Origin of the sequence: Flavobacterium sangjuense (assembly GCF_004797125.1) — a bacterium.
Taxonomy (GTDB): Bacteria; Bacteroidota; Bacteroidia; order Flavobacteriales; family Flavobacteriaceae; genus Flavobacterium; species Flavobacterium sangjuense.
In genome coordinates this window covers 1341631-1360082 of sequence record NZ_CP038810.1, presented here as the reverse complement: position 1 = coordinate 1360082, position 18452 = coordinate 1341631, and the positions used below count along the sequence as shown (strand labels likewise).

Annotated in this window: 30 protein-coding genes and 1 pseudogene; all 31 read right to left on the bottom strand. The window is 35.9% G+C overall.

From position 1 onward, the window contains the following. Positions 1-14: 14 nt before the first annotated feature. The gene (gene carA, locus GS03_RS06050; protein ID WP_136151656.1) at positions 15-1136 is read right to left on the bottom strand and encodes a glutamine-hydrolyzing carbamoyl-phosphate synthase small subunit; all 1122 of its coding nucleotides are present in this window, start codon (positions 1134-1136) and stop codon (positions 15-17) included. A 94-nt stretch (positions 1137-1230) separates the two neighbouring features. Beyond that, positions 1231-3948 carry a T9SS type B sorting domain-containing protein gene (locus GS03_RS06045; protein ID WP_136151655.1) on the bottom strand — a complete coding sequence of 906 codons (2718 nt, stop codon included), beginning with the start codon at positions 3946-3948 and terminating at the stop codon, positions 1231-1233. 459 nt (positions 3949-4407) lie between these two features. Beyond that, positions 4408-4881, bottom strand: a pseudogene (rplQ, locus tag GS03_RS13400) (50S ribosomal protein L17); the annotation flags it as partial. Between the two features lie 63 nt (positions 4882-4944). Continuing rightward, complete coding sequence (locus tag GS03_RS06035; RefSeq protein ID WP_136151653.1) at positions 4945-5937, bottom strand: DNA-directed RNA polymerase subunit alpha; 993 nt, start codon at positions 5935-5937, stop codon at positions 4945-4947. A gap of 21 nt (positions 5938-5958) precedes the next feature. Continuing rightward, on the bottom strand, positions 5959-6564 hold the full coding sequence (rpsD, locus tag GS03_RS06030; RefSeq protein WP_136151652.1) for a 30S ribosomal protein S4: 606 nt from the start codon (positions 6562-6564) through the stop codon (positions 5959-5961). Positions 6565-6644: 80 nt separating this feature from the next. After that, entirely contained in the window at positions 6645-7028 is a 384-nt protein-coding gene (rpsK, locus tag GS03_RS06025) for a 30S ribosomal protein S11 (RefSeq protein WP_136151651.1), read from the bottom strand. A gap of 8 nt (positions 7029-7036) precedes the next feature. Beyond that, a complete protein-coding gene (gene rpsM, locus GS03_RS06020; RefSeq protein ID WP_136151650.1) occupies positions 7037-7411 on the bottom strand; it encodes a 30S ribosomal protein S13 in 375 nt (124 codons plus the stop codon). Between the two features lie 2 nt (positions 7412-7413). Then, complete coding sequence (ykgO, locus tag GS03_RS06015) at positions 7414-7530, bottom strand: type B 50S ribosomal protein L36 (RefSeq protein WP_073361285.1); 117 nt, start codon at positions 7528-7530, stop codon at positions 7414-7416. Positions 7531-7541: 11 nt separating this feature from the next. Continuing rightward, positions 7542-7757 carry a translation initiation factor IF-1 gene (infA, locus tag GS03_RS06010; RefSeq protein WP_026714631.1) on the bottom strand — a complete coding sequence of 72 codons (216 nt, stop codon included), beginning with the start codon at positions 7755-7757 and terminating at the stop codon, positions 7542-7544. Positions 7758-7762: 5 nt separating this feature from the next. Further along, positions 7763-9106, bottom strand: coding sequence for a preprotein translocase subunit SecY (gene secY, locus GS03_RS06005; protein WP_136151649.1), 1344 nt, complete (start codon positions 9104-9106; stop codon positions 7763-7765). 10 nt (positions 9107-9116) lie between these two features. Continuing rightward, positions 9117-9569 carry a 50S ribosomal protein L15 gene (rplO, locus tag GS03_RS06000; protein ID WP_136151648.1) on the bottom strand — a complete coding sequence of 151 codons (453 nt, stop codon included), beginning with the start codon at positions 9567-9569 and terminating at the stop codon, positions 9117-9119. Positions 9570-9580: 11 nt separating this feature from the next. Further along, positions 9581-9763, bottom strand: a complete 183-nt coding sequence (rpmD, locus tag GS03_RS05995; protein ID WP_136151647.1) for a 50S ribosomal protein L30 — start codon at positions 9761-9763, stop codon at positions 9581-9583. 12 nt (positions 9764-9775) lie between these two features. After that, positions 9776-10300 carry a 30S ribosomal protein S5 gene (gene rpsE / locus GS03_RS05990; protein ID WP_121312864.1) on the bottom strand — a complete coding sequence of 175 codons (525 nt, stop codon included), beginning with the start codon at positions 10298-10300 and terminating at the stop codon, positions 9776-9778. A 3-nt stretch (positions 10301-10303) separates the two neighbouring features. After that, positions 10304-10657 carry a 50S ribosomal protein L18 gene (gene rplR, locus GS03_RS05985; RefSeq protein ID WP_136151646.1) on the bottom strand — a complete coding sequence of 118 codons (354 nt, stop codon included), beginning with the start codon at positions 10655-10657 and terminating at the stop codon, positions 10304-10306. Positions 10658-10668: 11 nt separating this feature from the next. After that, a complete protein-coding gene (gene rplF / locus GS03_RS05980) occupies positions 10669-11211 on the bottom strand; it encodes a 50S ribosomal protein L6 (RefSeq protein WP_136151645.1) in 543 nt (180 codons plus the stop codon). Between the two features lie 15 nt (positions 11212-11226). Next, the gene (gene rpsH / locus GS03_RS05975; protein ID WP_136151644.1) at positions 11227-11625 is read right to left on the bottom strand and encodes a 30S ribosomal protein S8; all 399 of its coding nucleotides are present in this window, start codon (positions 11623-11625) and stop codon (positions 11227-11229) included. Between the two features lie 141 nt (positions 11626-11766). Next, a complete protein-coding gene (gene rpsN / locus GS03_RS05970) occupies positions 11767-12036 on the bottom strand; it encodes a 30S ribosomal protein S14 (RefSeq protein ID WP_136151643.1) in 270 nt (89 codons plus the stop codon). A gap of 3 nt (positions 12037-12039) precedes the next feature. After that, complete coding sequence (gene rplE, locus GS03_RS05965) at positions 12040-12591, bottom strand: 50S ribosomal protein L5 (RefSeq protein WP_136151642.1); 552 nt, start codon at positions 12589-12591, stop codon at positions 12040-12042. A gap of 2 nt (positions 12592-12593) precedes the next feature. Continuing rightward, positions 12594-12878 carry a 50S ribosomal protein L24 gene (gene rplX, locus GS03_RS05960; protein WP_136151641.1) on the bottom strand — a complete coding sequence of 95 codons (285 nt, stop codon included), beginning with the start codon at positions 12876-12878 and terminating at the stop codon, positions 12594-12596. A gap of 11 nt (positions 12879-12889) precedes the next feature. Beyond that, complete coding sequence (gene rplN, locus GS03_RS05955) at positions 12890-13258, bottom strand: 50S ribosomal protein L14 (protein ID WP_007803649.1); 369 nt, start codon at positions 13256-13258, stop codon at positions 12890-12892. A 2-nt stretch (positions 13259-13260) separates the two neighbouring features. After that, complete coding sequence (gene rpsQ / locus GS03_RS05950; protein ID WP_121312857.1) at positions 13261-13521, bottom strand: 30S ribosomal protein S17; 261 nt, start codon at positions 13519-13521, stop codon at positions 13261-13263. A gap of 15 nt (positions 13522-13536) precedes the next feature. Further along, positions 13537-13728 carry a 50S ribosomal protein L29 gene (gene rpmC / locus GS03_RS05945; RefSeq protein WP_136151640.1) on the bottom strand — a complete coding sequence of 64 codons (192 nt, stop codon included), beginning with the start codon at positions 13726-13728 and terminating at the stop codon, positions 13537-13539. A 13-nt stretch (positions 13729-13741) separates the two neighbouring features. After that, positions 13742-14167 (bottom strand): 50S ribosomal protein L16, encoded by a 426-nt coding sequence (gene rplP, locus GS03_RS05940; protein WP_136151639.1) that lies wholly within the window; start codon positions 14165-14167, stop codon positions 13742-13744. Positions 14168-14188: 21 nt separating this feature from the next. Beyond that, positions 14189-14950, bottom strand: coding sequence for a 30S ribosomal protein S3 (rpsC, locus tag GS03_RS05935; RefSeq protein WP_136151638.1), 762 nt, complete (start codon positions 14948-14950; stop codon positions 14189-14191). 5 nt (positions 14951-14955) lie between these two features. Next, entirely contained in the window at positions 14956-15366 is a 411-nt protein-coding gene (gene rplV / locus GS03_RS05930) for a 50S ribosomal protein L22 (RefSeq protein WP_136151637.1), read from the bottom strand. Positions 15367-15372: 6 nt separating this feature from the next. Then, positions 15373-15651 carry a 30S ribosomal protein S19 gene (gene rpsS, locus GS03_RS05925; RefSeq protein ID WP_007136562.1) on the bottom strand — a complete coding sequence of 93 codons (279 nt, stop codon included), beginning with the start codon at positions 15649-15651 and terminating at the stop codon, positions 15373-15375. Between the two features lie 8 nt (positions 15652-15659). Then, the gene (gene rplB, locus GS03_RS05920; protein WP_136151636.1) at positions 15660-16484 is read right to left on the bottom strand and encodes a 50S ribosomal protein L2; all 825 of its coding nucleotides are present in this window, start codon (positions 16482-16484) and stop codon (positions 15660-15662) included. Positions 16485-16490: 6 nt separating this feature from the next. Continuing rightward, positions 16491-16781, bottom strand: a complete 291-nt coding sequence (gene rplW, locus GS03_RS05915) for a 50S ribosomal protein L23 (protein WP_136151635.1) — start codon at positions 16779-16781, stop codon at positions 16491-16493. 6 nt (positions 16782-16787) lie between these two features. Next, positions 16788-17417 (bottom strand): 50S ribosomal protein L4, encoded by a 630-nt coding sequence (rplD, locus tag GS03_RS05910; RefSeq protein WP_136151634.1) that lies wholly within the window; start codon positions 17415-17417, stop codon positions 16788-16790. Beyond that, positions 17417-18034: a 50S ribosomal protein L3 gene (gene rplC / locus GS03_RS05905; RefSeq protein WP_136151633.1), complete on the bottom strand. Its 618-nt coding sequence runs from the start codon at positions 18032-18034 to the stop codon at positions 17417-17419. The genes rplD and rplC overlap by 1 nt, the downstream gene beginning before the upstream one ends. 102 nt (positions 18035-18136) lie before the next feature. Continuing rightward, on the bottom strand, positions 18137-18442 hold the full coding sequence (rpsJ, locus tag GS03_RS05900) for a 30S ribosomal protein S10 (RefSeq protein ID WP_136151632.1): 306 nt from the start codon (positions 18440-18442) through the stop codon (positions 18137-18139). Positions 18443-18452 lie beyond the last annotated feature (10 nt).

The following is an 18452-nucleotide window of genomic DNA, read 5'->3' as shown; positions in this document are numbered from 1 at the left end:
TAAAAGGCGAAAAGTTATACTTCAAGTAGGCTTTTCGCTTTTTTGATATTCGTTATAAAATCATCAAAAAGATACGACGAATCATGTGGACCGGGACTTGCTTCAGGATGGTATTGCACCGAGAAAACATTTTTGGATTTCATTCGCATTCCTGCTACGGTATTGTCATTGATATGATAATGGGTAATTTCTAAATCGGGATGCTTTTCAAGCTCTTCTCTGTTTACTGCAAATCCGTGGTTTTGCGAAGTGATTTCTCCTTTTCCTGTCAGGACATTCATAACCGGATGGTTAATTCCTCTGTGACCGTTAAACATCTTATAAGTAGAAACTCCGTTTGCCAAACCTATAATCTGATGCCCTAAACAAATTCCGAATAACGGCTTGTCAGATGCAATCAATTGCTGAGCAACACCAATTACTCCTTCTAACGGTTCCGGATCGCCCGGACCATTTGATAAAAAGTAACCGTCAGCATTAAAAGATTCTAATTCCTCGAAAGAGGTATTGTATGGAAACACTTTGATATAGCAATCTCTTTTCGCTAAGTTTCTCAAGATATTTCTTTTGATTCCTAAATCCAGTGCCGCGATTTTATAGGTTGCATTTTCGTGACCAAAAAAATAAGGTTCGGTTACTGACACCGTTGAGGCCAGCTCCAACCCTTTCATGTCGGGAACATTTGACAATTGTTTTTTCAACTCTTCTACAGAAGTTCCGTCGGTACAAATAACCGCATTTTGTGCGCCGTTGTCACGGATGTAACTCACCAAAGCTCTTGTATCAACATCTGAAATGCAGATTAAGTTTTGCTTTTCGAAATAGTCATACAGGTTGCTTTCAGAATCGGGACGCGAATGGTTGAAACTGAAATTTTTACAAACCAATCCTGATATCATGATTTTTTCAGATTCTACTTCATTTTCATTTACGCCATAGTTTCCAATGTGCGGATTGGTTGCTACCATGATTTGCCCGAAATAAGACGGATCGGTAAAAATTTCCTGATAACCGGTCATTCCTGTGTTGAAGCAAACTTCTCCAAAAGTCTTCCCCGAAATTCCAATTGATTTACCGTGAAAGATGGTTCCGTCGGCTAGAAGTAAAATGGCCTGTGGTCTTGTTGTGTGTTGCATTGTGTAGTTGTGTGTTGTAGTTGTTGTTTGATGTTGCAAAAATACACCAAAAAAAAATTCTCACAATAGAGAATTTTTAGGTTTTATTTTAAAATCATCTGATTAAGCTAAAATGTCCGGTTTTAATAATCAACTTATTTTCCAAATCGGTTAATGAAATCTTGTACCAATAATCATCTGCAGGATACAACCTTTTATCACTAATTCCCGGCCAGCCATATTCATTCCCATTCATATCCATATTATACAGAAGCTTTCCATATCTATCAAAAATTTGAATTTCGACACCAGAATAAAATTTCTTTGACAAACCAAATATTTTCCATTCTTCATTTATTCCATCATTGTTTGGTGTGAAATAATTAGGAATTGTCATCATATAAATTTGAGTAGTAATACTTTTTTCGCAATTGTGTATGTCTTTTACATAAACAGTGTGAATACCTGCGGCAACACTTGAAAATGTATAGGAGTTCCCTGAACCAAAATAATTAATCCCATCCAATGAAAATTGATAAGTACTATTTCCGTTTACAGAAACAAAAACTTGTCCGTTATTGGCTCTAACTTCTAAAAATTCAGGAGCTGCTACTTTTATTACTCTAAACTCTTTTGTGAGCGAACAACTTATTCCGTTTTCTTGTTTTTGAACAGTAATAGAATAATTACCTTCCTGTGTTGGTTGAAAAAATCTTTGGGTAGAAATAATGCTTCCACTTTGATTTTTCCATATCCAGGAATAATTGCTACTTCCTCCATCGAGAATTATTGGAGGTTGCACGCTAGGATCACAAATAGTATATTGACTTTCTATATCCAGATCAATAATTGAATTTACAATTGCATTAAACGGCATAACTCCGAAACAATTGTGGCTATCATCTTCAATTCGAACCCAAAGTACTGTTGTTGCTGATGTATGATACCTATCCAAAGGCGAAATCTTAGTTTGTGCATCCGTCAGATTAGCATAAAAAGTTATCGTAAACTCCGCCGGAATTGCTAATTCAGCTCTTATATCTAATTCTTTTGCTCTTATATTAAATTTACCTTCCGAATTATTCAAAACATCATCTGAACTTTCGCATACATAGATGTCGCTTATTGGCAATGCATTTGCCTGATAATTTTCGAGGTAAAAGTTGGTTATCGTTACACAGCCTTTGGAGCTGACTATTTTTACAAAAATCTCTTCTGGATTTGAAACATTGGTATAATGCTGTGAATCAGGAATTCGATTAATATCGTTATTGGCATCATCCAAACTGTGATAAAAAGTATAGATAAAATCAGGATCCGCATGAACGGCTAAATCTTTTATATTTTCAAGATTAAAAACCGAAATCCCATCTACGTCGGTATCACATTGAGTAAGTGTTTGATTTGGTGCCAGCTGTGGTAACGGATAGGCTTCAACATCTTTATACAAAGTAACCGCCTGATTATTATCCATTATTATTCTTGCTTTCACTTTATGGATTCCCGGTGTGCTGAAAAGGTGAGTTGGATTAAAATCGGTTGAAGTTGCTCCGTCTCCAAAATCCCATTCAACAGATAGTATTTGTCTGTAGGCATCCAATTCAAAACTAAAGGCAACATCAACACAATCGTCTTTAGACGGAATAATTCGGCTTCTCAAATAGGAAGCTACAAACATTGGCAATCCTTTGGTAGAAGCTGCATCTCCAAACTCGACTGATTCTGCGATAAAAAGACATTCCTCCCCTATTTTTTCGGGCTTATTTATTACCGATATCTTTCCATTAGGATTACTTGAATTTCCCTGAGCAATGTATATTTTACCATTTCTGGACAGCTGAATTGATCCCGGATTTTCTATAGGCATCAAATAATATTCTGCCGGATCCACTCCTCCTATATTTCTATATTGAAACTGCACTACATAACCATCTCCTGAATAATAAAACATTTTAGAATCTTGTGAAAATTCAATGCCATAAGGATTGATAAACACGCCAAATGCAGGAACTGTTGGCAGTGTAAAATATGGTTCGAAACTAATGGTTTCATTATTATAGCTATAGAAGTATACTTTTTGACTGGCACTATCGGCGAAAGCTAAATAACTTCCATCGGGCGCAATTTTCATTGCTCCAAGTCTGGTTATACTTCGATCTATTGGTCTTTTTACAGGAGTTAAATTCACACCGGTTGGCGTTACATTAAATATTCTGAATATAAATTCTCCATCAGGAATCATGACTCCAAATACCGGATCTGGTTTTGTCATGCAAATTACCCTTATGGTATCACTCTGAGGATGATGAATTGCTGCAATTCTGTTTGTCGCTTCTATTTCAGCAATCCTGACATCCTTGTTCACTGTAACATAACCAAAGGGATTTGCCTCATCAAACTTAACTTCTGCATAATATATTCCGGGTAAATAATACACCGGACTTGTCAGCACAGCCTGTCTTGTATAAAAAATGAAATACGTGGAAGTGTCATTTGGTTTTGGGACAATTAAAGGAGATTGAATCCCATCTATTTCTCCGGACAAACCTTCTCCATTTAGCATTATTTGATGATTTTTATTCCAAACTGTCTGTCCATTGGTATAAAACAACAAATTACCGTCATTGTCTGAAATACTAGCACATCCGGCAGGTGTAACCATAGCCCTGTCATTTAGAACTGCTACATCTCCATTGCTAAAATCCAATCCGGCATTTACACCAAAAGACCAATTATTTGTTTCATTTTGAGAGAAGCAAAAAACAGACATCAAAACAACCAGCAAGGTTAAATTATGTCTATTAAAAAAATAAAGTAGTTTTTGGTTACTCATGAATATTTTACTTTGATAAGCGAAGTGAATTAAATCAAAAATGAATTCAAACAGGGAGCAAGTTATAAAATAATTCCCTCAAAATTAGAGATTTCCCTCACTTTAACATCTTGTTATCATTCTGACGATATAAGAACTATTAAAAAATAATTCATGAATTATTTTTTAATATAAATAAGAATCTGTGAATTGATTTCACCCATAAAAAAAGAGGATAAACGTTTGTTTATCCTCTTTTAATTTATAAAGCTACATTTATTATGCTTGCTCTTCTTTTGATTCTTCATCAGTAGCTGGTGCTTCTGGCGCCTCGTCAGCTGGAGTCTCTTCAACTTCTGCAACTGCAGGAGCCTCTTCAACAACCTCTGGAGTTTCCACTTCAGCAACTGGAGTTTCTACAACCTCTGCAGCAGGAGTTTCAACAACTTCTTCTACGATTGGTGCAGCCTCTTCTACGATTGGAGCTACTTCTTCTACAACTGGTGCAGCAGCAGGAGTTGCAACAGGCGCAGCCGTTTTCTTAGGACGACGTGTTCTACCTTTTTTCTCCTCTTTTTTACCTCCGTTGTATAGTTCATTAAAGTCAACTAATTCAATCATTGCCATATCAGCATTATCACCTAAACGGTTACCCATTTTAATGATACGAGTATAACCTCCCGGACGATCACCAACTTTTGCAGCTACATCTCTGAACAAGTCAGTTACTGCATATTTGCTACGTAAGTAAGCGAAACATACACGACGATTGTGAGTTGTATCTTCTTTTGATTTTGTTACTAATGGCTCAACGAATTGTTTAAGCGCTTTAGCTTTAGCAACAGTAGTGATAATACGTTTGTGCTCGATTAGAGAACAAGCCATATTTGCCAACATAGCTTTTCTATGTCCAGTCTGTCTGCTTAAATGATTTACTTTTTTTCCGTGTCTCATGACGTGTTTTTTTAGCCTTCATCTTGCTACAATCCGATGCCGGAGAGCAAAATATGAAGTAATTTATTCTTTATCTAATTTGTATTTACCTAAATCCATTCCGAATGTTAAATTCTTGTTGGCAACCAATTCATCTAACTCAGTTAGTGATTTTTTACCGAAGTTACGGAACTTCATTAAGTCATTTTTGTTGAAAGATACAAGATCTCCAAGTGTATCAACTTCTGCAGCTTTCAAACAATTCAATGCTCTTACAGATAAATCCATATCAACAAGTTTTGTTTTAAGCAATTGTCTCATGTGTAATGATTCCTCATCATAAGACTCAGTTTGAGCAATTTCATCAGCTTCAAGCGTGATTCTCTCATCAGAGAACAACATAAAGTGGTGAATTAAAACTTTGGCAGCTTCTGTTAAAGCATCTTTTGGATTGATTGAACCATCAGTTTTGATTTCGAAAACTAATTTTTCATAATCTGTTTTTTGCTCCACACGGAAGTTTTCAATAGCATACTTTACATTTTTTACCGGAGTAAAAATTGAGTCAGTAAATATTGTTCCGATTGCTGCGTTTTGTTTTTTGTTCTCTTCTGCAGGAACATAACCACGACCTTTCTCGATAGTTAATTCCATATTAAGATTTACTTTGCTATCTAAGTTACAGATAACCAATTCCGGATTCAATACCTGGAAACCAGAAATGAATTTTTGGAAATCACCAGCTGTAATTTGATCTTTTCCTGAAATTGAGATAGAAACTGTTTCATTATCTACATCTTCAATCTGACGTTTGAAACGTACTTGTTTTAGATTTAGGATAATTTCAGTAACATCTTCTACAACTCCTGAAATAGTAGAAAACTCATGCTCAACACCATCAATTCTGATAGATGTAATTGCATAACCTTCCAACGCAGAAAGTAAAACTCTTCTAAGTGCATTACCAACTGTCAATCCGTATCCTGGTTCTAAAGGTCTGAATTCAAACTTACCTTCAAAATCGGTTGAATCGATCATGATAACTTTATCGGGCTTCTGAAAATTAAATATTGCCATAATTTAGACTAATGTCAATTATTATTTGTTGTACAATTCGACGATTAACTGCTCTTTAATATTTTCTGGAATTTGAAGTCTTTGCGGAACAGAAACGAAAGTTCCTTCTTTAGTGTCATTATTCCATGTAATCCACTCATATACGTGAGAAGAATTCGCTAATGAACTATTGATTGCTTCAACAGATTTAGATTTTTCACGAACGGCAACTTTGTCGCCTGGTTTTAAGTGATAAGAAGGAATGTTAACCAATTCTCCGTTCACAGTGATGTGACGGTGAGAAACGATTTGACGAGCTGCTCTTCTTGATGGAGCAATTCCCATTCTGAAAACTACGTTATCTAATCTTGCTTCGCATAATTGTAAAAGGATTTCACCAGTTACACCTTTAGAAGCTGCTGCTTTTTCGAATAAATTTCTGAATTGTTTTTCTAAAATTCCATAAGAATATTTAGCTTTTTGCTTTTCCATCAATTGGACAGCGTACTCAGATTTTTTACCTCTTTTTTTAGCCATCCCGTGTTGTCCAGGAGGATAATTTCTTTTTTCGAAGGCTTTGTCTTCTCCGAATATTGCTTCGCCAAATTTACGAGCAATTCTTGTACTTGGACCAGTATATCTTGCCATTTTAAATTGTTTTAAGATAGAGATTATGAATTCAGGTCGAATCCTCCGATAATCTTTAATCTATCTTGATTATACTATAATTATACTCTACGTCTTTTAGGAGGACGACATCCGTTGTGTGGCATTGGAGTAACGTCAATGATTTCAGTTACTTCAATTCCTGCATTATGTATAGATCTGATAGCAGACTCACGCCCGTTACCTGGTCCTTTTACATATACTTTTACTTTTTTAAGTCCAGCTTCTAATGCAATTTTACCGCAATCTTCTGCTGCCATTTGAGCTGCATACGGAGTATTCTTTTTAGAACCTCTGAAACCCATTTTACCTGCTGAAGACCAAGAAATAACCTCACCTTTTTTGTTAGTCAAAGAAATGATGATGTTGTTAAAGGTTGCACTAATATGAGCTTCACCTGTTGATTCAACGATAACTTTACGTTTTTTTGTTGTTGCTTTAGCCATATTACTTATTATTTAGTTGCTTTTTTCTTGTTAGCAACAGTTTTTCTTTTCCCTTTTCTTGTTCTAGAGTTGTTCTTAGTTCTTTGTCCTCTTAACGGAAGACCAGATCTGTGACGGATTCCTCTGTAACATCCAATATCCATTAGACGCTTAATGTGTAATGAAACTTCTGAACGAAGCTCACCTTCAATTTTGTAGTATGATACAGCATCACGGATTGCTCCGATTTGCTCGTCATTCCAATCTTGAACTTTAATGTCTTCACTAACATTAGCTTTTGCTAATATTTCGCTTGCACGACTTTTACCAACTCCGAAGATGTAGGTTAAAGCGATAACTCCTCTTTTGTTTTTTGGGATGTCTACCCCTGCTATTCTTGCCATAATTATCCTTGTCTTTGTTTAAATCTAGGATTCTTTTTGTTGATTACGTATAATCTTCCTTTTCTGCGAACGATGATGCACTCGGCACTACGTTTCTTAACTGATGTTCTTACTTTCATTTTGAATATCTTTAGTATCTATAAGTAATTCTTGCTTTTGACAAATCGTAAGGACTCATTTCTAGTTTTACTTTGTCACCAGGTAACAATTTAATGTAATGCATACGCATTTTTCCAGAAATATGAGCAATTACAACATGTCCGTTTTCTAATTCCACACGGAACATTGCATTTGACAATGCTTCAATTATTGATCCGTCTTGTTCTATTGCTGATTGTTTTGCCATAAAAACTAAGCTACTGCTTTTCTATTTTTACCACTTTTCATCAATCCATCATAGTGTTTATTCAACAAATAAGAATTTACTTGTTGGATAGTGTCAATGGCAACTCCGACCATAATTATAAGCGAAGTTCCACCATAGAACATTGCCCAAGATTGTTGAACACTAGCACTAACAACAATCGCTGGGAACACAGCAATTAAAGCAAGAAATAATGAACCAGGGAATGTTATTAGAGACATGATTTTATCTAAGAAGTCTGCTGTTTCAACTCCAGGCTTAACACCGGGAATAAATCCACCACTTCTTTTTAAATCATCTGCCATTTTATTTGTTGGGACAGTAATTGCCGTGTAAAAGAATGTAAAAATTACAATCAACGATGCAAAAACAATATTGTACCAAAGACCGAACATATCACTGAATGTTCCTGCAATAGACTGAGACGTTTCAGATTTTGAAAGTCCGGCTACTGCAGCAGGGATAAACATAATTGCCTGAGCAAAGATGATTGGCATTACCCCAGCAGAATTCAGTTTTAACGGAATCCATTGTCTGTTTCCACCCATCATGTCCTGTTCGAAATCTCCTGTTGTTGTACGACGCGCATACTGAACCGGGATTTTTCTAACCGCCATAACTAATAGCACACAGGCAACAATTACTAATAGCCACACGATAACTTCAATTACTAACAACATTGGTCCACCATTATTATTGGTAACTTTTGAAGTAAACTCTTGAAATAATGCTTGTGGTAATCTAGCAAGAATACCTACCATAATTAATAATGAAATACCATTTCCAATTCCTTTATCTGTAATTTTTTCTCCTAACCACATAGCGAAAACAGTACCTGTAGTCAAAATTAAAACCGATGAAAATAAGAAAGAGAACGAATCAAATCCTAAAAGGAAAGCGCTACTTGGTAAAGTTCTGTATAGGTTATAGATATAACCAGGACCTTGAACTAAAGTAATCGCGATGGTTAACCATCTTGTAATTTGATTTAATTTCTTTCTGCCACTTTCACCATCTTTTTGCAGTTTTTGCAAATACGGAATGGCAATACCCATTAACTGAACAACAATTGAAGCAGAAATGTATGGCATGATACCTAACGCAAATACTGACGCTTTTGAGAAAGCTCCACCGGTAAACATGTCAAGTATCGATCCGATACCTTTATCTGTTTGCCCAGCTAAGTCCTGCAATTGAGTAGCATCAATACCCGGAAGCGTAACGTGCGCACCAAATCTGTAAACTAAAAGTAACAGCAGCGTTAAAACAATTCTGTTCTTTAGTTCTTCTATTTTCCAAACATTTATAAATGATTCAAAAAATTTCTTCATTGTTCTATAATTATAAGGTTACGGCTTCTCCACCAGCAGCTTCGATAGCAGCTTTTGCAGTAGCAGTAAATTTATGTGCTGTTACTTTTAATTTTGCTTTTAGTTCACCTCTACCAAGAATCTTTACAGTTTCGTTTTTAGTAGCCAAACGGTTTTCAACAAATACTGTAAAATCTACAGTATCGGTAACAATTCCGTTATCAACTAATAATTGAAGTGCATCAAGATTTACTCCTTGGTATTCTTTACGATTGATGTTTGTAAAACCAAACTTAGGTACACGTCTTTGAAGTGGCATTTGACCTCCTTCAAAACCAATCTTTTTAGAATAACCAGAACGAGACTTAGCCCCTTTGTGACCTCTTGCAGAAGTACCACCTTTTCCAGAACCTTCTCCTCTACCTAATCTTTTGTTTTGATTGTGTGTAGAACCTTCAGCAGGTTGTAAGTTACTTAAATTCATAACTGTATTTGTTATTTAACTTCCTCTACGGAAACTAAGTGTTTAACTTTATTTATCATTCCAAGGATAGCAGGATTTGAATCATGCTCCACAGTTTGTCCCATTTTACGAAGACCCAAAGCCTCTAATCCTCTTTTTTGTGTAAGTGGACAGTTGATTTTGCTTCTAACTTGTTTTACTAATAATTTAGCCATAATTTCCTTGAATTAACCTTTAAAAACTTTCTCTAAAGAAATACCTCTTTGTTTTGCAACAGTAACAGCACTTCTCATTTGTAATAAAGCATCAAAAGTTGCTTTTACCACGTTGTGAGGGTTTGATGAACCTTGTGATTTTGATAATACATCATGAATACCAACTGACTCAAGAACTGAACGAACAGCTCCACCTGCAATTACTCCGGTACCATGAGATGCCGGCATCAAAAATACTGCAGCTCCACCAAATTTTCCTTTTTGTTCGTGAGGAACTGATTGTCCACTCAAAGGAATTCTAACTAAGTTTTTCTTTGCATCTTCTACTGCTTTTGCAATAGCTTCAGAAACATCTTTAGATTTTCCTAATCCGTGACCAACTACTCCGTTTTCATCACCTACAACAACAATCGCAGAAAAACCAAATGCTCTTCCTCCTTTTGTTACTTTGGTAACACGATTTACACTTACCAGACGATCTTTTAATTCAAGACCACTAGGTTTTACTAATTCTACATTTTTGTATTTAGACATAATATATTAGAATTTAAGCCCAGCCGCTCTTGCGCCTTCTGCTAATGATTTAATACGACCGTGATATAAATAACCTCCTCTATCGAATGTTACTTCTGTAATTCCGGCTTTTAACGCTTTCTCTGCAACTAGTTTTCCAACTGCAGCTGCTACTTCAATGCTGGTACCTTTAGTATCCGCTCCTTTATCTTTTGATGAAGCAGCTAATAAAGTAACTCCATTCACATCATCAATTAGTTGTGTATAGATTTCTTTATTACTTCTGAATACAGATAATCTTGGTCTTGCAGCGGTTCCGCTTACAATCTTTCTGATTCTGTATTGTATCCTTTGTCTTCTTTCAGATTTTGTTAATGACATAACGCTATTTTTTAAGCTGATTTACCTGCTTTTCTTCTTAATACTTCACCAACAAACTTAACTCCTTTACCTTTGTAAGGCTCTGGTTTACGGAAACCTCTGATTTTCGCAGCGATTTGACCTACTAATTGTTTGTCGAAAGATGTTAACTTCACGATTGGGTTTTTACCTTTCTCAGAGATTGTTTCTAGTTTTACTTCAGGAGCAACTTCTAAAACGATATTATGAGAAAAACCTAAAGCTAAATCTAATTTTTGACCTTGATTCGAAGCTCTGTAACCAACTCCAACCAATTCTAATTCTTTAGTAAAACCTTCAGATACACCTGTAACCATATTACTGATTAATGATCTGTATAATCCGTGTTTTGCTCTGTGATCTTTACTATCAGATGGTCTTTCAACTGTTAATTGACCTTCTTCAACTTTTACAGTTACGTCTGCGTAATCTTGTGTAAGTTGACCTAATTTTCCTTTAACTGTAATTACTGTATCACTAACTTCAACAGTAACACCAGCAGGAATCGAAATTGGATTTTTACCTATTCTTGACATGTTTTCTGTTTTTAATTAGTATACGTAACAAATTACTTCTCCACCAACATTTAATTGCTTAGCTTGTTTCCCGGTCATTAAACCTTTTGAAGTTGAAACAATAGCAATTCCTAAACCGTTAAGGATTCTAGGTAATTTTGAAGCACCTGCGTACTTACGTAAACCTGGTTTACTAATTCTTTGGATATCTTTAATTACAGAGTCTTTAGTATCTTTATCATACTTAAGAGCGATTTTGATGGTACCTTGAACGGTAGTGTCATCAAACTTGTAACTTAAAATATACCCTTGATCGAATAAAATTTTTGTGATTTCTTTTTTAAGGTTAGATGCCGGAATCTCAACCACTTTGTGGTTTGCCATCACTGCATTTCTAACTCTCGTAAGATAATCCGCAATAGGATCTGTATACATATTTATTAAATTGCGGCAACGGTTTTCAAATAGAACTATTCTACTGAACCTGAAGCCATTAAACTCTATTTTAACAGCAGATAATTGTACGTTACCTGCTAAAAGCGGGCAAATGTACAATTATCTGCTGAAATAAACTAATTACCAGCTAGCTTTTCTAACTCCCGGTATTAATCCTTGGTTGGCCATTTCACGGAATGTAACACGTGAAATACCGAATTGACGCATATAACCTCTTGGTCTACCTGTTAATTTACAACGATTGTGTAAACGAACCGGTGAAGCATTTTTAGGTAATTTTTGCAACGCTTCGTAATCTCCAGCTTCTAATAAAGCTTTTCTTTTCTCAGCATACTTTGCTACCGTTTTTTCTCTCTTAACCTCACGGGCTTTCATTGATTCTTTAGCCATGTCTTAATTCTTTTTAAAAGGTAAACCTAATTCTGCTAATAATGATTTTGCTTCTTTATCTGTGTTTGCAGACGTTACGAATGTAATATCCAAACCTGATATTTTGTTTACTTTGTCAATATCAATTTCAGGGAAAATGATTTGCTCAGTAACACCAAGGTTGTAGTTACCTCTTCCGTCAAAACCAGTAGCTTTGATACCATTAAAATCTCTAACACGTGGTAAAGATGATGTGATAAGTCTATCTAAAAACTCATACATTCTCTCTCCTCTAAGAGTTACTTTTGCTCCAATTGGCATACCTTTTCTCAATTTGAAAGACGCAACGTCTTTCTTAGAGATTGTAGATACTGCTTTTTGTCCAGTAACTTTTGTCAACTCATCAACTGCATAGTCAACAAGTTTTTTATCAGATACTGCTGCTCCAACTCCACGGCTTAAAACGATTTTCTCCAATTTAGGGACCTGCATTACGTTTTTATAACCGAATTCTTCCTTAAGGGCAGCGATTACTCTGTCCTTATACTCTTGCTTAAGTCTAGGTGTATATGCCATAACTATGCTTTATTAGCTTTTTTTGAATCTTTTTTCGCTCCGCTTTTAGCTGTATCAGCACCGCTTACCAAAGAAAGGTTTGAGATGTGGATAGGAGCTTCTTTCTTAACGATTCCGCCTTGAGGGTTTTTAGCACTTGGTTTCGTATGTTTCGATACCATGTTAACGCCTTCAACGATCGCTTTATTTTTCTCTCTGTATACACGTGTAATTTTACCTGTTAACCCTTTGTGGTCTCCAGCGATAACTTTTACAGTGTCTCCTGATTTTACTTTTAGCTTTATCATCTTACTACGAATTAAAGCACTTCAGGTGCTAATGATACAATTTTCATGAATTGTTTTTCACGAAGTTCTCTTGCAACCGGACCAAAAACACGAGTTCCTCTCATTTCTCCTGCAGCATTCAAAAGAACACATGCATTGTCATCGAAACGGATATAAGAACCATCGGCTCTTCTCACTTCTTTTTTAGTACGTACTACAACTGCAGTTGAAACAGCACCTTTCTTAACGTTACCGTTTGGTGTTGCGTCTTTGATTGAAACTACAATTTTATCTCCAACAGAGGCATAACGACGTTTCGTTCCTCCTAATACACGGATAGTCAAAACTTCTTTTGCTCCTGTGTTATCTGCGACTTTTAGTCTTGATTCTTGTTGTACCATAATTATTTAGCTCTTTCAATGATTTCAACTAATCTCCAACATTTAGTTTTTGATAAAGGTCTTGTTTCCATGATCTTTACTGTATCACCAATGTTACAGTCATTTGTTTCGTCGTGTGCATGAAACTTTTTAGTTTTCAATACGAACTTACCGTATAATGGGTGTTTTACTCTAGTTACTTGTGCAACAACAATAGACTTGTCCATTTTGTTTGATGTAACCACACCAATTCTTTCTTTTCTTAAATTTCTTTTATCTTCCATTTTAGCAGAATACAATTATTGTAACTCTCTTTTAGTTAGCTCTGTTGCCACTCTGGCAACCGCTCTTCTAGCACTTCTAATTTGAAGTGGATTTGCAATCGGAGAAATAGCATGAGCATTCTTTAGGTCAGCATACGCTTTTCTTAATTGACTAAGTTTTTCTTGTAACTCAGCTGCGGATAGATTTATAATTTCTGATTGTTTCATAATTAATTTTAGATTATGCTTCGAAATCTCTAGCAACGACAAACTTAGTTTTTACTGGAAGTTTTTGAGCTGCAAGACGCAAAGCTTCTTTAGCAACTGATAGCGGAACTCCACCAACTTCAAACATGATTCTTCCTGGTTTTACAACTGCAGCCCAATATTCGACCGCACCTTTACCTTTACCCATACGTACCTCAAGAGGTTTTTTGGTAATTGGTTTGTCCGGGAAAATATTGATCCATAATTGTCCTTCTCTTTTCATATATCTTGTTGCAGCGATACGTGCAGCTTCGATTTGACGTGAAGTTAAAAACATTCCATTTTCATGTACAGATTTAATTCCAAACATTCCACTTGAAAGTTCGTGCCCTCTTTGAGCATTCCCTTTCATTTTACCCTTCTGTACCTTACGGTATTTTGTTCTTTTAGGCTGTAACATTTTCTTTTACTTTTTAAAAAATTACTTTCTTTTACGGTCTCCCGCAGGTTTTCTGTCCTTGTTGAAAGGTTTTCTGTCACCTCTTGGAGAATCTCCTTTTCCACCACCTTGACCAGCTTGTTTTTTATCCATGCCTACAAGTGGAGAAAGATCTCTTTTTCCATAAACTTCACCTTTCATGATCCATACTTTGATACCCATTCTACCATAAGTAGTATGTGCTTCAGCCAAAGCATAATCAATATCGGCTCTGAAAGTTGATAGAGGAATTCTACCTTCTTTGAATTGCTCAGAACGTGCCATTTCAGCTCCGTTCAAACGACCAGAAATCAAAACTTTAATACCTTCTGCATTCATACGCATTGCTGCTGCGATAGCCATTTTAATAGCTCTTCTGTATGAAATACGGCTTTCGATTTGACGTGCAATACTAGTTCCAACTAAATATGCATCTAACTCAGGTCTTTTAATTTCAAAGATGTTGATTTGAACCTCTTTGTCAGTAACTTTCTTAAGTTCTTCTTTCAACTTGTCTACCTCTTGACCACCTTTTCCGATAATGATACCAGGACGGGCAGTTGTGATAGTAACGGTTACAAGTTTCAAAGTTCTCTCGATGATTACTTTTGATACACTAGCTTTTGATAAACGAGCGTGGATATACTTTCTGATTTTATAATCTTCAGCGATTTTGTCACCGTAATCATTTCCACCATACCAGTTTGAATCCCATCCTCTGATGATCCCAAGTCTGTTTCCTATTGGATTTGTCTTTTGTCCCATCTTAATTAATTTGCTTGTGTGTTATCTAATTGTCCTAATACTATTGTAACGTGGTTAGAACGTTTTCTAATTCTGTGTGCTCTTCCCTGTGGAGCCGGACGAAGTCTTTTCAACATCATTCCACCATCTACAGTGATTGTTTTTACAAATAAGCCTGCTTCAGCTACATTACCTTCACTATTTTTTTGCTCCCAGTTATTGATTGCAGATAATAATAGTTTCTCTAATTTTCTTGAAGCTTCTTTAGTGCTGAATCTTAAAATATTCAACGCTCTTTCAACTTTCTGACCTCTTACCAAGTCCGCAACTAAGCGCATTTTTCTAGGTGAAGTAGGGCAGTTATTCAATTTCGCGAAAGCAATCGACTTATTAGCCTCTTTTCTCGCATCTGCTGTTTCTCTTTTACGAACTCCCATTGCTTCTTATTTTTTACCTTTATTTTTTGCTCCAGCGTGACCTCTAAAAGATCTTGTTGGTGAAAACTCTCCTAATTTGTGACCTACCATGTTTTCTGTTACGTAAACTGGTACAAACTGACGACCATTGTGTACTGCGATTGTTTGTCCAACAAAATCCGGAGTAATCATAGAAGCTCTAGACCAAGTCTTTACTACTCCTTTGTTTCCACCTGCGATGTTTTCCTGAACTTTTTTATCTAATTTGTAATGAACAAAAGGTCCTTTTTTTAATGAACGTGCCATATCTTAAATTATTTCTTTCTACGTTCTACAATATACTTATTACTAGGGTTAACTTTAGAACGAGTTCTGTAACCTTTAGCTGGTAGTCCTTTTCTAGAACGTGGGTGACCTCCAGAAGAACGTCCTTCTCCACCACCCATTGGGTGATCAACAGGGTTCATCGCAACAGGTCTTGTTCTTGGTCTTCTTCCTAACCATCTTGTTCTACCTGCTTTACCAGATACAATAAGTTGATGATCAGAATTTGATACAGCTCCAATAGTTGCTGAACAAGTTAACAAGATTAATCTTGTTTCACCTGATGGCATTTTGATTGTAGCGTATTTTCCGTCTCTCGCCATTAATTGAGCAAATGTTCCTGCCGAACGAGCAATAACTGCTCCCTGACCCGGACGTAACTCAATACAAGAAATAACTGTTCCCAAAGGAATTTTACTTAATGGCAACGTGTTCCCAATTTCCGGAGATGCGTCTGGACCAGAAACAACTGTCTGACCAACCTGCAATCCGTTTTGAGCAACGATATACGTTTTTTGTCCATCAGCATAAGCTAATAAAGCAATAAACGCCGTTCTGTTTGGATCATATTCAATTGATTTCACTGAAGCCGGAATTCCGTCTTTAGTTCTCTTGAAATCAATCATACGATACCTTTGCTTGTGACCACCGCCTGTATAACGCATGGTCATTTTTCCTTGACTATTTCTACCACCTGAGTTTTTTATCGGTGCGATCAATGAACGCTCCGGCTTATCAGTCGTGATGGCGTCAAAACCATTCACAACTCTAAAACGCTGACCAGGGGTAATAGGTTTTAATTTTCTAACTGACATTTTCTATTAGATATTATTGTAAAAATCTATTGTTTCTCCTTCTTTTACTTGTACGATAGCTTTTTTGTAGCTATTCGTTTTTCCACTGATTAAACCACTTTTTGTATATTTAGTAGTTCTGTCAGCTCTATAGTTCATCGTGTTTACATCAACAACAGAAATTCCATAAGCAGCTTCGATAGCTTTCTTAATTTGAACCTTGTTGGCTTTTTTGTCAACAACAAAACCAAAACGATTGAAAACTTCACCTTCTTTGGTAATTTTTTCTGTTATGATAGGTTTAATTATGATACTCATGACCTGTTATTTGTTTAAATTTTCAACAATTCCTTCTAAAGAACCTTCAGAAAGAATCAAATTATTTGCATTTAAAATTGCGTAAGTGCTTAATTCTGAGTTAGTTACTACGCTAGATGCTTTTAAATTACGTGACGACAAATATACATTTTTATTTGATTCACCCAACACAAACAAAGATTTTTTGTTTTCTAACCCTAAAGCTTTCAAAACATTGATGAAATTTTTAGTGTTTGGCGTTTCAAAATTGAAGTCTTCAACAACTACTATATTTGACTCTTGTGCTTTAATAGAGAAAGCAGATTTTCTTGCTAATCTCTTCAAACTTTTATTCAATTTGAAAGAATAACTTCTTGGACGTGGTCCAAAAACAGTTCCTCCACCTTTGAACAAAGGGTTTTTTGCACTACCGGCACGAGCTGTACCAGTACCTTTTTGCTTTTTAATCTTACGAGTAGAACCTGCAACTTCAGCTCTTTCTTTAGCTTTGTGCGTTCCTTGTCTTTGATTTGCTAAATATTGTTTAACATCAAGATAAACCGCATGATTATTTGGCTCAATTGCGAAAACTGAATCAGAAAGTTGAACTTTTCTTCCAGTTTCTTTTCCGTTGATATCTAAAACTTTTACTTCCATTACTTCTGAATGATTACATAAGAGTTTTTGCATCCAGGAATAGCTCCTTTAACAACAAGTAGGTTCTTTTCAGCTACTACTTTTAAAACTCTAAGATTTTGTACTTTCACATTGTCTCCTCCCATTCTTCCTGCCATACGCATTCCTTTGAATACACGTGATGGATAAGAAGATGCTCCTACAGAACCTGGCGCTCTCAAACGGTTGTGTTGTCCGTGAGTTGCTTGTCCAACACCACCAAAACCGTGACGTTTAACAACCCCTTGGAAACCTTTTCCTTTTGATACACCTTGTACATCAACAAATTCTCCTTCGCTGAATACTTCCACGGTAACATTGTCACCTAATTTAAAATCACTTTCGAAACCTTGGAATTCAACGACTTTTCTTTTAGCAGAAGTTCCCGCTTTTTTAAAGTGACCTAAGTCAGCTTTAGTGGCGTGTTTTTCTGATTTGTCATCGAAACCAAGTTGAAGTGCTTCATACCCGTCAACCTCATTGGTTCTGACTTGGGTAACGACACAAGGTCCAGCTTCGATTACAGTACAAGGAATGTTCTTCCCGTTCTCATCGAATAAGCTAGTCATGCCGATTTTTCTTCCTATTAACCCAGACATATTAAACTAATTATTAATTAATAAATTTATTTTTTCTTTTTAAAAAGAATTAAGTGTCAGACAGAATCCAACACTTAATCCTTGTTTTGTATTCAAGTATAATTATACTTTGATTTCTACTTCAACTCCACTTGGCAATTCAAGTTTCATTAAAGCATCGATAGTTTTCGAAGAAGAACTATAGATATCTAGCAATCTTTTGTATGAACTTACCTGGAACTGCTCTCTTGCTTTTTTGTTAACGTGCGGAGAACGTAATACAGTAAATATTTTTTTGTGCGTAGGCAACGGAATTGGACCTGTTACAACAGCACCTGTGCTTTTCACAGTTTTTACGATTTTCTCTGCTGATTTATCAACCAACATGTGATCGTAAGATTTCAATTTTATTCTAATTTTTTGACTCATCTTGATAAGA